The 13,819-nt window shown below is 51.4% G+C and carries 12 protein-coding genes; 6 read left to right on the plus strand and 6 right to left on the minus strand.

The annotated features are described in order from the left end of the window. Window positions 1–122: 122 nt before the first annotated feature. Together MKX70_RS20335 and MKX70_RS20340 are read right to left on the minus strand one after the other, a co-directional pair. Window positions 123–2,219, minus strand: a complete 2,097-nt coding sequence (locus MKX70_RS20335) for an ABC transporter ATP-binding protein (RefSeq protein WP_156123188.1) — start codon at window positions 2,217–2,219, stop codon at window positions 123–125. Between the two features lie 67 nt (window positions 2,220–2,286). Next, window positions 2,287–4,035, minus strand: coding sequence for an ABC transporter ATP-binding protein (locus tag MKX70_RS20340; protein WP_042236958.1), 1,749 nt, complete (start codon window positions 4,033–4,035; stop codon window positions 2,287–2,289). Between the two features lie 487 nt (window positions 4,036–4,522). Between MKX70_RS20340 and MKX70_RS20345 the strand changes: the two genes are divergently transcribed. Beyond that, window positions 4,523–4,840: a HesB/YadR/YfhF family protein gene (locus MKX70_RS20345; RefSeq protein ID WP_042236956.1), complete on the plus strand. Its 318-nt coding sequence runs from the start codon at window positions 4,523–4,525 to the stop codon at window positions 4,838–4,840. A 129-nt stretch (window positions 4,841–4,969) separates the two neighbouring features. On the opposite strand, the gene MKX70_RS20350 is transcribed toward MKX70_RS20345, so the two are convergent. Then, window positions 4,970–5,485: a hypothetical protein gene (locus MKX70_RS20350; protein WP_042236954.1), complete on the minus strand. Its 516-nt coding sequence runs from the start codon at window positions 5,483–5,485 to the stop codon at window positions 4,970–4,972. A 120-nt stretch (window positions 5,486–5,605) separates the two neighbouring features. On the opposite strand from MKX70_RS20350, the gene MKX70_RS20355 reads away from it, so the two are divergent. Then, window positions 5,606–7,354, plus strand: a complete 1,749-nt coding sequence (locus MKX70_RS20355) for an ABC transporter ATP-binding protein (protein ID WP_042236953.1) — start codon at window positions 5,606–5,608, stop codon at window positions 7,352–7,354. Window positions 7,355–7,463: 109 nt separating this feature from the next. On the opposite strand, the gene MKX70_RS20360 is transcribed toward MKX70_RS20355, so the two are convergent. Together MKX70_RS20360 and MKX70_RS20365 are read right to left on the minus strand one after the other, a co-directional pair. Beyond that, window positions 7,464–7,907, minus strand: a complete 444-nt coding sequence (locus tag MKX70_RS20360) for a DUF441 domain-containing protein (RefSeq protein ID WP_042236951.1) — start codon at window positions 7,905–7,907, stop codon at window positions 7,464–7,466. Window positions 7,908–7,927: 20 nt separating this feature from the next. Further along, window positions 7,928–8,911: a YpdA family putative bacillithiol disulfide reductase gene (locus MKX70_RS20365; protein ID WP_042236949.1), complete on the minus strand. Its 984-nt coding sequence runs from the start codon at window positions 8,909–8,911 to the stop codon at window positions 7,928–7,930. Between the two features lie 220 nt (window positions 8,912–9,131). Here MKX70_RS20365 and MKX70_RS20370 point away from each other — a divergent pair, with 220 nt between their 5' ends. From MKX70_RS20370 to rsgA, 4 genes are all read left to right on the plus strand, one after another. Further along, window positions 9,132–9,728, plus strand: a complete 597-nt coding sequence (locus tag MKX70_RS20370) for a DUF2087 domain-containing protein (RefSeq protein ID WP_042236947.1) — start codon at window positions 9,132–9,134, stop codon at window positions 9,726–9,728. 120 nt (window positions 9,729–9,848) lie between these two features. Beyond that, complete coding sequence (locus MKX70_RS20375; RefSeq protein WP_042236946.1) at window positions 9,849–10,307, plus strand: DUF3939 domain-containing protein; 459 nt, start codon at window positions 9,849–9,851, stop codon at window positions 10,305–10,307. A gap of 154 nt (window positions 10,308–10,461) precedes the next feature. Next, window positions 10,462–11,133: an HAD family hydrolase gene (locus MKX70_RS20380; protein WP_042236943.1), complete on the plus strand. Its 672-nt coding sequence runs from the start codon at window positions 10,462–10,464 to the stop codon at window positions 11,131–11,133. Between the two features lie 762 nt (window positions 11,134–11,895). Further along, window positions 11,896–12,987, plus strand: coding sequence for a ribosome small subunit-dependent GTPase A (gene rsgA, locus MKX70_RS20385; RefSeq protein WP_042236941.1), 1,092 nt, complete (start codon window positions 11,896–11,898; stop codon window positions 12,985–12,987). A 194-nt stretch (window positions 12,988–13,181) separates the two neighbouring features. On the opposite strand, the gene MKX70_RS20390 is transcribed toward rsgA, so the two are convergent. Further along, the gene (locus tag MKX70_RS20390; RefSeq protein WP_042236940.1) at window positions 13,182–13,808 is read right to left on the minus strand and encodes an FMN-dependent NADH-azoreductase; all 627 of its coding nucleotides are present in this window, start codon (window positions 13,806–13,808) and stop codon (window positions 13,182–13,184) included. Window positions 13,809–13,819 lie beyond the last annotated feature (11 nt).

The raw sequence follows: 13,819 nt of genomic DNA on the forward strand, positions 1-13,819 counted from the left end.
TATGTATTGCTTTCCATTATACGGAACAAATGTTCTGAACTCAAGTGAAAGAGCCCCCCTGAAGCTTCTACAGCATCAGGGGGGCTTGTTAATCAGCAGAGAGGATGGCTGAACCTCAAAGATTAAATCTGCTCCAGTGACGGACGCAGTCCGGCAGCGGAAGTGGAAGAGGAGACAGGGTCTGGGGCTGGTGCATCCGTACCGTTACCGGCACCGGCACCCAGCTGAAGCTGATACATGCGGAAGTAACGTCCGCCCAGCGCCATCAGCTCATCATGGCTGCCCCGTTCAACAATCTCGCCCCGGTGCAGCACCAGAATCTGGTCTGCGCTGCGGATGGTGGACAGCCGGTGGGCAATGATGAATGTGGTCCGGCCCTTCTTCAACACCTCCAGCGCCTGCTGGATGATACTCTCCGTTTCGGTATCGATGTTGGAGGTCGCTTCATCCAGAATCAGAATCGCAGGATCGAACGACAACGCTCTGGCGAAGGAGATCAGCTGCCGCTGGCCAGCGGATAATGTGCTGCCTTTCTCAATTACCGGTTCGTCGAAGCCTTGCGGCAGATGGGACAGCAATTTGTCAGCCCCTACTTCACGCAAGGCACGCTCTACACGTTCCCGGCTGATGCGTTCATCCCCGAGACTGACATTCGAGGCAATCGTTCCGGTGAAGAGGTAAGGGTCCTGCAGCACAATGCCCATATGGCTGCGCAGCCACTGTTTCGGCAGATCCTTGACCTCCTGGCCGTCAATAGTGATACTTCCGGCTTGCGGATCATAGAAGCGGAACAGCAGATTGATGATCGAGCTTTTGCCCGAGCCGGTATGACCGACCAGAGCGACAGTCTCGCCCGGACGCGCTTCGAAGGAGATATCACGCAGGACGAAGTCTTTTTTGTAGGCGAAGGATACATCCTTGAAGACCACATCACCTTTATAACGCGGCATCGAACCGTCGGTTACCGGCTCACCAGGCTCATCCATCAGCGTGAAGACGCGCCCTGCGGATACCATCGAGCTGTCGAGGTTCGCCAGCTGGTTGACCATTCCTGTAATCGGCTGGAACATCCGTCCCAGTACGTCAACGAAAGCGTAAAGAACGCCCAGGGATACGAAGGTTGAACCGTCGAGACTGCCGAAGCCGAAATACCACAGCACGAGCACGAAGGAGAGACTGCGCAGGGAGTTCACCAGGTTGTGAGACGTGAAGGCATTCAGGTTAAGCATTTTGTTCTGGTATTTCAGATAGTCATCATTCAGCTGTTCAAATTCGCTACTACTCTGCTTCTGACGGCGGAAGATCCGGATAATGGACATTCCTTGAATGGATTCATTGATAATGGCATTGATCTCACTAAGGCGTGAGCGGATGATCGTATTGTATTTCGTTGCAATTTTGCGGTAGAGCACAATCCAGACAATGATAATCGGCACGATGAACAAGCTGACTAGCCCCAGCTTCACGTCCAATAGGAAGAGGGCGACATATACACCCGTAATATTAATAATCCCTGTTGCGAAGTTGGACAATACAGCAATGAACAGATCTTTGACCGCTTCCGTATCATTGGTGACCCGGGACACCACCTTGCCTGCAGGCAGATTATCGAAGAAATGCACCGGGAGGCGCTGGATATGGGCATACACATCCGTCCGCAGCTTGCGGATGACCTGATTGGCTGACGATTGCAGCCAGTAGGTTTTGCCGAACTCCGCAATTATGGAGATGACGAGGAACATGGCGTATAGAGCGACTAGTTTATAAATCCCGGGGAACTCTGGTTTGTAAAATGAAAACAGGTCATCAGCCGACAGCCTGACGGCCGGATAGATCGTCGCCTGATCGCCATATTGGATACGCAGGTTCCCGTCCGAGAAGCTCCGCTCGCCTTCAGTCTGGGCTACAGCTTCATTAATGAAATAGAAGCTTCTGCCAGCCTGAAGCAGGCGGATTTCCTGGCCTTTGACTTCATCTGCGGCAAACCGGTCACCGCGCTTGTAATAGTTGTTGTTATATTCAGCAGCATCTTCAGGCGAAGCAGTCACGAAATAAGGCTGCTCAATCGCGAGCAGGTGATTGTCAATCATACTCTTGGCGATGAAAGGCCCCGCCAGTTCAGCCGCTACCCCGATGGTGAGGAGCAGAAGGGCTGCTATGAATGTTTTTTTGGCAGTCAGTGCGTACTGCAGCAGACGTTTGCCTGTACTCTGTGTCAACGGTGACACCTCCTATATTTCAGAACATTAGAATGGATATGATGCACGTGAAAACGTATTTTTTGGGTTATTCATTCGTCAGGTTATTCTCAACCTGCTGACGGTCGAACTGCTCACGGTACCAGCCGTTCAATTCAAGCAGCTCCTGGTGGGTACCCCGTTCCGTAATATGTCCTCCGTCAAGCACCACGATCAGATCGGCGTGTTCAATAGCCGAGAGGCGGTGGGTGGAGATGAGCGTGGTTTTACCGCTGCGCTCTTCACGGATGTTCTCGATGATCTTGGCTTCTGTCCGCGCGTCAACAGCAGACAGTGCATCATCGAGAATCAGAATATCCGGATTAGAGATGAAGGCTCTGGAGATTGAGACCCGCTGCTTCTGTCCTCCGGACAGGGAAACACCGCGTTCGCCAACCATCGTGTCGAGCCCGTCGGACAAGGTGCCGAGGTCATTTTGGAATGCTGCAGCCGTTATAGCCTGCATAATGAGCTCATCGCTGGCTCCCGAATGGCCGAACTGTATGTTCTCGCGTACCGATTTGGAGAACAGAATCTGCTCCTGCGGCACATAGCCCATCCAGCTGTGCAGCTGATCCAGGGCAATCTGCCCGATCGGAACACCTGAGATCAATATCTCACCCTGGCCGGTCGGATATTCATGCAGCAGCTGTTTCAGCAGAGTCGATTTGCCGCTGCCGGTCCGTCCAACCACACCGAGTGTCTGGCCCTGCGACAAGGAAAGGCTGACTCCGCTCAGGTTGTCGATGGTTGAGGTCGGATAACGGAAGGTCACATCCTTCAGTTCAATAGATGACGGATGTTCTACGGGTGTTGGGTGAGGGACATCCTGCACATCAGGTTTGGCATGCAGTGTCTCATCGATCCGCTCCAGCGAGGCGCCGCCGCGCTGCATAATGTTAATCAGCTCGCCGATGGCGAACATCGGCCAGACAATCATGCCGAGATACATATTGAAGGAGACAAGATCTCCAAGTGTGATCTGATTGCGGAAGACCAGATTGATTCCGTAGGTCAGTGCAATAATATAACTGAGGCCAACGCAAAAGCGGATAGTCGGCTCGAAGAAAGCATCGACCCGGGCTACGGCCATATTCTTGCGGTACACATCTTCGGTGATATCAGAGAAACGCTTCTCATCCTGGCGTTCCTGCACATAGGCACGGATAACGCGGATACCGGATACGGATTCGAGCACCTGATCGTTCATGTCACCGAAAGCATCCTGCGCCAGACTGTAGCGGTCGTGAATGGCTTTGCCGTAGAAGACCATAGCTATCGCGATCAGCGGAAGCGGGATAACTGCGGCAAGTGTCAGCTTCCAGCTGACCAGGAACCCCATGGCGAACAACACTACTGTCAGATAGACTGTCGAATCGACGAGGGTCAGCATACCAAAGCCTACGGTAGCTGATACCGCACGGATATCATTGGTGGCACGGGCCATCAGATCACCGGTGCGGTTGCGCTCGAAGAAAGCCGGTGTCATCGTCATGAGATGATTCATGAAACGCGAGCGCAGCAGGCGCTCCACCAGGTTTGAACCTCCGAACAGCTTGTGCATCCATATGTAGGTGATCCAGTAAATAATTAGCAGCATGAGCACGATCATGCCAATATATTTCATCAGTGAACCTGCAGTAATGGCGCCGCTGACAATATCGTCGATGGCGTTACCGAGGAGACGCGGAGGCAGCAATTCAAGCACACCTACCACAATTAGGAGTATAAGGCCTATAGCATAGCGCCTTTTTTCCCGGCGGAAGAACCAGCCGAGATCGCGGAGAACGGAGAACAAGGGAAATCCCTTCCTTTCGTGTTGAGAATGTTGTTTGCCGGCTTGGGTAAGGAAATTGTGGGGCTGTAGAACAATGGATAACTCTCTCAAAGCATGCAAAAAAGCGTACCATCCGAAAACGGATGATACGCCTGTCATTTACGGCTATCATGTCCACGGTGCTTGTCGCAGCACAGAGACATGGAAGAGAATTGCTTAGCCTGAATTCATACGGTACGCGTAACACGCATGATACTCAGGAATTATCCATTACTCGGGCTGCTTCGGTATTCAGTTGTGTGGATTTGCCGACAATAGTTAGGAAATATGCTGGAACAATAGTAAACACCGCGCTCACCCTTTCTTTGATTTGATTTTGGTAATAACTTGAAGACGCTTCGTTATGTTCCGAGTTTATCATCACCCTTCAAGAATTGTCAAATGTAATTTTGAACAAATTGCGAATAAGCTGTATGATAAAATAAACTTATGCGGGAGGAGTGGAGAGATGAACATGTTAATTAGTCCGGAAGCTGCCGCCTGGTTCAAGAGAGAGCTGAGCCTCCAGAATGGAGCGTATGTCCGTATATTTCCCCGGTATAGCTCAGGGGGCGGACTGCATCCCGGATTCTCGCTGGGAATAGCTACAGAACCGCCGGGCCGTCCCGCTGTTCAGTTCGAGCAGGGAAGCCTTATTTTCTATATGGAAGAGCAGGATCTGTGGTACATGGAGGGGTATAGCCTGTCGATTGTCTATTCGGAGGCTGAGGATGATATCGAGTATAAGTATGAGTCTGTGCCGGTCGCCGGAGGGGTAAAGGAATAACCCGGAAGTAAGGAATGGTGCAGGCCCCATTACGGTGAAAGATGTAAAAATCCCTTGCCATGAGGCAAGGGATTTTACGTGAGAACGCATTAGCGGATAGGCATTCCGCCTACATCATCTGCTGCAGCATCAATGAGAACTGCGGAATGTTTCTTCTTCCATCGCGAACTCGAAATCATCAATATCAAACACCTGTACCGGCACTCCGCCTTCGATGATACGCTGAATCAGCTCGAATTGGTCGGTGAGAATCGGTACCTGTTCACGCTGGGAGGCCAGGAGCAGTTCCGTCTCGATCGGATCAAAGGTTTCTCCGTAGGAAGCGTTGTCCAAGCTGTTGATGATAGTAATCTGCGCCTGTCCTCCGAGCAGAATGCCGGAGCTTTTGGCCCACGGGACATTAAGGCAGCGGTTGATCTTCTTGGAATTAAGCGGTTCCTCGAAATAGTTGATCAGCTCGCGGATTCTCAGCTTCACATGCTGGTCATCGTCAGCGTGGCTCATCACCGGCTCATCACTGTCCCGTAGTTCGTACAATTCCATAATTGTAGTGTAAGGCACTATATATTCTACAGGGCTCCGCGGTGCGAGAAGCTGGCCGTAAATCGCCATCATGACGGCTTCCGTCACAAATTGTCTGGGCATCATTATCCTCCTGGATTTCAGGTACTGCGATCGTAACTAATAAAATTATAAAAACACTGCGGAGCGCAAATGTCAACAGTGTCCGGGTAAACCAATTAACGGGAAAGGGCGTAAGAGGCTGTGAAACAATGGAAATCTTATTATACCTTCGTACGGCCTTACATGAAATGGATTGTGCTCACATTAATTATCGGGATGATCAAATTCAGTATTCCGCTGACGCTGCCGATGATTTTGAAGTATGTAGTAGATGATCTGCTGGGCAACCCTGCGTTAACCATTGCTGAACGGGTGTCCAAGCTGATGATCGTGCTCAGCGGCGCATTTGTGCTGTTCGTGATTATCAGAGGTCCGGTAGAGTATTACCGCCAGTATTTTGCCCAGCTGATTACAAGCAAGATCCTCTTCGATATGCGCAATAAGCTGTATGGACATATGCAGCGACTGTCGCTGCGTTATTACCAGAATACCAAAGTGGGCGAGGCAATCTCCAGATTTATTAACGATGTGGAGCAGTCGAAGAATCTCGTTGAGGTCGGAATGATGAATGTCTGGCTGGACATGTTCACGCTGCTCTTTGCACTCGGGTTCATGTTCTACCTGAATCCGGTGCTGGCGCTGGTCTCGATTGCGATTCTGCCGCTGTACGGCATTGCCGTGAACACCCTGTATAAGCGGCTCAAGCTGCTTACCAAGGACAGGTCCCAGGCGCTTGCAGTTATTCAGGGCTACTTGCATGAACGGATTCAGGGGATTGCGGTGATCCGCAGCTTCACTATGGAACGGGTGGATCAGCAGCAGTTCAAGGATATTAACGGCAGATTTCTGGAAAAAGCGATGGCGCAAACGCGCTGGAACGCTTTTACCTTCGCGATTATCAACACCTTGACGGATATCGCGCCGCTCCTCGTCATTGGATATGGGGGGTACCAGGTGATCCAGGGTAATCTGACTCTGGGAACCTTCGTAGCCTTCTTCGGATACCTGGACCGCATGTATGCACCGCTCCGCCGGCTGATTAATTCCTCGACTGCGCTGACCCAGGCTTCTGCTTCGCTGGAGCGGGTGATGGAGCTGATGAACGAGCCTTATGATATCGTAGACGCCCCAGGGGCGAAGCCGCTGCTGGCACCCGCAGGAGAGATTGAATTCAGCGAGGTATGGTTCAAGTATAACGATGAGAATGAGTGGGTTCTACGCGATATTAATCTGCGTATTGCTCCGGGGCAGACGGTGGCTTTTGTCGGGATGAGCGGGGGCGGCAAGTCCTCGCTGATCAGCCTGATTCCGCGGTTCTACGATATCAGTGAAGGCAGCCTGCGGATGGACGGGCAGGATATCAGAGGGCTGACACAAGAGAGTCTGCGCAAGGCAGTGGGCATGGTGCTGCAGGATAACTTCCTGTTCAGCGGCTCCGTGCGGGATAATATTCTGTTCGGTAATCCGCAGGCAGGGGAGCAGGAGGTCATTGCAGCGGCGGTGTCGGCTAATGCCCATGATTTCATCATGCAGCTGCCGGAAGGCTATGATACGGAGGTAGGAGAGCGCGGAGTGAAGCTGTCCGGAGGCCAGAAGCAGAGAGTGGCGATAGCGCGCGTATTCCTGAAGGACCCCAAAGTGCTGATTCTGGACGAAGCCACCTCAGCGCTGGATCTTGAATCAGAGCATCTGATTCAGCAGTCGCTGCAGGCCCTTTCCTCAGAACGGACCACACTGATTGTGGCTCACAGACTGTCTACCATAACCTATGCCGATCTGATAGTTGTGCTGGAGAACGGGGCCGTTACTGAACGCGGAACCCATGAACAGCTGATGGTGCTGGAGGGCAGCTATGCACGCCTGTTCAATGTCCAGCGGCTGGATGGTTAGCAGGGTCCCCAAGCGACAGCAGAGCGCAACTTATTAGGCAGGACAACAAACAGGCTGCATACTCCACCCGATTAGGTGAAGATGCAGCCTGTTTCATTTGTGGCTGGGTTCAGATCCGTCCAATCAGCAGCGACAGGATACCGGCGGCAATCAGCGGACCAACCGGCACGCCTTTGAAAAAAGCGACGCCGATGACGGTGCCAATCAGCAGCCCGGCCACAATCGTCGGCTGGCTGCCCATAAGCACCGCGCCGCGACCGCCGAGATAGGCGACGAGAATCCCGATGCCGATTGCGGCCAGCGATTTCCAGTGCAGGAACGATTGGCCGATCGTCTGCAGCGAGATTTTACCGCTGGCCAGCGGTGTCATCACTCCGATGGTGAGGATGATGATGCCGACGGTAAGCCCGTATTTCTCCAGCCAGGGAAAAGCCTGCTGCAGGCCCAGCACCCGTATCAGCAGCAGAACGACCATGGCAATCGTGACCGGAGAATTGCTGCTGATAATCCCCAGTGCGGCCAGACCCAGCAGCAGTAACGAGGTCATATCCATAGCTTAGAAGCACTCCTTCTCTAAGAAAGCCTTTTGCTCATTATATGATCGGCAATCAGTTTGCCGTGCCCGCGACCGCTCTCGATGAATACCTCATTGGCATTCCGTCCGGACGCGATAACGCCTGCGACATAGATACCGGGAATATTGCTCTCCATCGTAGAAGGATTGAAGTCAGGTTTATCCAGGGAATCATCCATCAGCACACCTGCCGAGGATAATAGGGTTCTGCTCGGACGGAAGCCGGTCATGGCAAGGACGAAGTCATTATCCAGGATGCGGGTCTCCCCGCTGCTAGCCGTGACTACTGCAGAAGACGGGGTGATTTCCGTTACCCGTGACTCCAGATGGAGCGCAATGTTCCCTTTCTGGACCATGCTCTCAAAAATCGGACGCACCCATGGCTTAATATTCTCCGAAATACTGCTTCCGCGGTAGACCATATCCACCTTGGCACCGACCCGGATGAGCTCCAGAGCGGCATCAACCGCTGAGTTGCTTCCCCCGATGACGGCAACCTTCATGCCGGAATATGGATGGGCTTCACCGAAATAATGGGTTACTTTGGATAGCTCTTCCCCGGGAATCCCGATCATATTCGGCTGGTCGAAATAACCGGTTGAAATGACTACATTCGCGGCGTTATGGTGCTGCTCTTCTCCGCGCTTGTTGCGTGTATGTACGATGAAGCTGCCATCCTCCTGCGGCAGAACGGACAGTGCCTCCTCATAGGCGGCGATGTCGAGGTCATGCTGCGCGGCTGCGCGGCGGTAATAGACCAGGGCTTCATGGCGGTACGGCTTGTCGTTTGGGGAGGTGAAGGGCACATCTCCGATTTCAAGCAGCGGGGTTGTACTGAAGAACTGCATATTCGTCGGATATAAATAAATAGAATGGACGATGAAGTTCTTCTCAATGATCAGGCTGGAGAGCCCCTGGCGCTGGCATTCTATAGCTGCAGACAGTCCGCAGGGACCCGCACCGATAATAATAACGTCTTTCATAATAGCTGCATCCTTTCGGGTAAGTATTCTTTTCAGTAAATGGTACCTTATATTTTAGATTTATGCCATTCCCCGGTGTTTCCAGTAACAAAAGCATTGCTCAATCATTGAAAAAGGTATATAATTAGATATATATCTAAACACAATGCAGCAGATAACAGTATTTATTTTTATAAAATAGGGTTTATGAATGTTCAAATGTCTATAGGAGCGTGTTCCGATGCAGTTAGATAAAATTGTTGCTTACCATAAAGCGTTATCCGATCCGACCCGGCTGCGGATTCTGCTGCTTTTGTCCAAAGGCGAGGTTCACGGACATGCGCTGGCCGAGAAGCTGAACCTGTCACAGCCCACCGTAACCCATCATGCCGCCAAACTGCGCGAAGCTGCGCTGATCTTGGAGAGAAGAGATAAGAATACGGTATATTTCAAGCTGAATCCTGAGTTTATTCAGGCAGGCTCAGAGGCCTCGCTGAAATTTATTTTTGCCAAGGGGGTGGAAGAGATGGAGGAAGCGTCGCCGGAGAGCAGTCTGAAGGAATCGGTGCTGCGTAATTTTTTTGCGAAGGACGGACGCCTGCGGCAGATTCCCGCACAGTATAAGAAGAAGCTGATCGCCCTACAGTATATGGTGGAGAAGCTGGAGCCGGGTGTAGTCTATTCCGAAAAAGAGATCAATGAATTCATTAAGCCGTTTCACGAGGATTATGCGACGATCCGCCGGGAGTTCATTATGCATCAATTCATGTACCGGGAGAACGAGAAGTATGAGCTGAATCCGCCCGAGTTGTGGACTCACTGGGAAAATGTCAAATAATGATCTAATAAATGGGGATTTTGTGTGACAAGTTCGAATCTGCTGATTAAATGTTTGAATAACGAATAAAATGGAATTGTAAGCGTTATCTGACATAAACTTCGAAAGGAGACTTTCAGTATGATATTCAAACGCGCCAAAAAAAATATGCCGTCTGTTCATCTCACCGTTACCTTGCCGCAAGTCAAGCAGGCTGTTAGGCAATTTGAAGAAGATATGCCTGCGCCGATTAACCGCACTGCTCTGATTATGGACGATAAAAGTATTGATCTTAATCGGCTTAAACGATATTTGGGCGGGGTCCCGCAACAGAAGTTCTATATGTCCCGCGAAACCTTTGAAATCTTTGAGGAAGCTGACAAGCTGGTACCGTATTATCTCGATATGGTGCAGTCGGCTGTAGACAACTATATCAGTGATACGGGCAAGCTCCCGCTGCTAGAAGATGCCTGGCTGCCAGAAGTTCATTACCGGCTGCTCTCCACGGAACGTTATCTCAAGGAAACGCCGCCATTCCCGCTTTACATTACGGAAGAGGAAATGATGCTTACGCATCGCGCAGAGCATTTTGAATCTTAGGCGTTCCGGACCTGAATCTGAAAATAGAGGCCATCCTGTGGAAGAAGCGGTTGTTCTTCTTAACAGAATGGTCTTTTCTTTGTTCCCCGGTGCATAGTACAATGAATTTCTGATGTTGGATCATAGAAATTGATGAAATAAGGGGAACGAAAGAATGAAGGAAGTACAAGCTTTACTGTTTGACCTCGACAATACGCTGATGGACCGTGATCAGACCTTCCGCAGCTTCAGTATGAAATTTGTACAGGATTTCCTCGGGCATCTGGAAGGGGAAGAGGCCGCGCAGGTGGTTGAAGATATGATTATCAGAGATGCTGACGGTTACCGTGATAAGGATGGATTTTTTGCAGAACTAAGCGAAGTTCTCCCTTGGCAGACTGTGCGGTCGGCAGAGGACATCCGGAAATACTACGACGAAACATATATTCACCACGGGGCAATCATGAAGCATGCGGTGGCGACACTGGAATATTGCCAAGGCCGCGGCTATCCGCTGGGACTGGTAACGAATGGCAGCAGGGATATTCAATATAGCAAAATCGATCTGCTCGGTCTGCGCCGCTATTTCCGTACCATCGTTATTTCTGGAGAAGTCGGAATCAGCAAACCGGACCCTCAGATTTACCGGCTGGCCTTGGAACGTCTAGGTTCAACGGCAGACCGGACCCTGTTCATAGGGGACCATCCGGTGAATGATATCTGGGGGGCAGTCCGGGCCGGAATGGATACCATCTGGCTGAAGCGTAACCATGCCTGGGATGAGTCGCTGAACGTGCAGCCGGTGGCCACTATTCATGAGCTGAATGAGCTTGAAGGCATTATTTAATTCGAATTTGTTAAAAAATTCAAGAGAGCCTGTTGACAAACAGCTGGCAGCGCGTTTATCATAACAGCATATTAGTTCGGAAGGAGACGATGTCAAATGACAGTTTATACCGTGTTATCAGGATCAGTTGCAACTGTTGTGGATACGTGTCTTCCGGGAACAGCGGCTGTGGAATAAGATTCCCAGCTTAGCGGGTAAGCTCTAAGATGCCTTTTAGAGCCGCCGGGAACCGTATCGGTTCCGGCGGCTTTTTTGCGTGCATTGCCAGGTGTATATTCATGCGCTTGAATATATCCTGGTCTGTGGCACGCCCAGAAATCTGAGTCAGTTCTCCTTACGTGGGGAGTACTTCAGCTTTTTGTTCGATTCCGCCGCCGGAACCTTTGGGTTCCGGCGGTTTTTTTGTTGAAACAGCAGCCATTATATGCTGCACGCAGTAAATGATGTGCTGTGCTAAAAGGATTGGATGGGTTACTGATTCCCGGAAATACACTTGAATGATTAAGCAGGCTAGTGAAGCTATTGGTTTAGAATTGAATATTTGAGAAAAGAGAAGGAGTGGCGGAGGGGGATTTTGGGCTGGAGGAGCGGTAGCGTTCGCCTTTAGGTTTGGATTTCCACCGTGAACTCGGTGATAAATCATGAAATCCAAACCTAACAGCGGCCGAAAGCCCAAATATCCACCGCAGTGGCGGCTGATCCTAAATCTCAAAAAAGGAAATATTTAAAGCTTAATACGAAGCAATAACCAGGAGGATTTGTATGAATATAGAACAGTATGGCTGGAACGATGAATGGAAAAATAAGTGGACAGAGAAGCTGCAGCAGCTCGAGGCCAGGATACTTGAGCCGGGCCGTATTGTCGGTGATTTCGGCAGCAAGTACCGGGTTATCGCAAGCACAGGAGAGATCTGGGGAGAGTTATCCGGCAAGCTCAGACATACCTTGACCGGGTCCGGTGATTATCCGGCGGTTGGTGATTGGGTGGTTCTGGCCATGCAGGACGGCGGGGAGCATGCTGTGATTCATGGCATCCTGCCCCGCCGCAGCGTAATTTCGCGCAAGGTGGCAGGGGTGACGCAAGAGGAACAAATCGTTGCCTCCAACGTCGATACCCTGTTCCTGGTCAGCGCCTTGAACGATGATTTCAATGTACGGCGGATGGAGCGTTATCTGATTATGGCCTGGAACAGCGGGGCAAATCCGGTGATTCTGCTGACCAAGGCAGATCTCTGTTCGGACGCGGCGGATAAAATTGCCGAGATGCAGCGGGCGGCTCCCGGGGTAGCTGTACATGCGGTCAGCGCACTGCTCGGCGATGGGCGGGAGGAACTGCTGCCTTATATCGGCCGCGGTCAGACCGTAGCCCTGACCGGTTCCTCCGGCTGCGGCAAATCAACGATGGTCAACTGGCTCAGCGGACAGAATCTGCAGCTTACCCAGGATATCCGTGAAGGGGACAGCCGCGGGCGGCATACGACCACACACCGTGAGCTGTTTGTCCTGCCGGATGGCGGCATCATTGTGGATACGCCGGGGATGCGTGAGCTGCAGCTGTGGGAAGATGAGGGAGGCCTGGATCTGGCCTTCGGTGACATCAGCTCGCTCGCGGCAGACTGCCGCTTCAGTGACTGCCGCCATATTCGGGAGGAAGGCTGCGCGGTGCTTGAGGCAGTAGCAAGCGGTGCACTGGATGAGAAACGGCTGCTCAATTACCGCAAGACGCAGAAGGAACTGCAGTTCCAGAACAGCAAGGAAGTGAAGCAGAAGCGCAAAACCGTAGCTGCCTCCTCCAAAAGTACACCTCCGCGTGCCAAAGGCAGCAGCTGGCAGCGGGTATTGGAAGAGTATTAAGCCTTTCCGGAGCACAAAAGAGGCCCTGCAGCTGACGTAACAGCTGCAGGGCCTCTTCCTGTAGGGTCCGCCGGGTGCCCCGGAGGATGCACCGGCGGATCTATATATAAATAAAAGTCCGGTTGATGTTATGGCAGATGCCTGATAAAAGTGCGGGGTTCTAAAGGTGAAACCGGACTTTTAGCGCTGGCGGATTAGAACGATACAGCTGCAGTTTTTGCCAATTGCAGACCGGTAGCGATAATTTCAGCGGATTTCTGCGGGTTCTGGTTGTGTCCTTCAACGATAACTTGTGTAGTTTCCTTGAAGCCCCAGAAGTTCAGGTTACCCATGATGAAGTTAACAGCCATTTCAGCACTTGCTGCCGGGCCTTCGGAGTACACGCCGCCTCTGGCGTTCAGTACAGCTGCTTTTTTGCCTGTCAGCAATCCTACAGGACCTTCAGCAGTATATTTGAAGGTGGTGCCGGCCTGGTTCAGGTAATCGATGTAAGTGTGCAGTACAGCCGGAACAGTCATGTTCCAGAGCGGGAAGGCGAATACCACTTTATCAGCGGCCAGGAACTGGTCTAGATATTTCTTAACTAGAGCGGCGCCGGCAGCTTCTTCAGGAGTTGCTTCGAAGCCTTGTGCTGCTTTGTATACGCCTGTAATCAGCGTATTATCGTAGTATGGAAGTTGTTCAGCGAACAAATCCAATTCAGTAACTTCATCCTGCGGATGGGATTCTTTGTAGCTCGCCAGGAACTCATTATAGAGCTGAACACTTACAGATTGCTCGGCTGGGCGGTTATTTGCTTTGATAAACAGGACATTAGACATTATGATTTCTC

The sequence above is a fragment of the Paenibacillus sp. FSL R7-0312 genome, assembly GCF_038004445.1.
In the GTDB taxonomy this organism is placed as follows: Bacteria; Bacillota; Bacilli; order Paenibacillales; family Paenibacillaceae; genus Paenibacillus_AQ.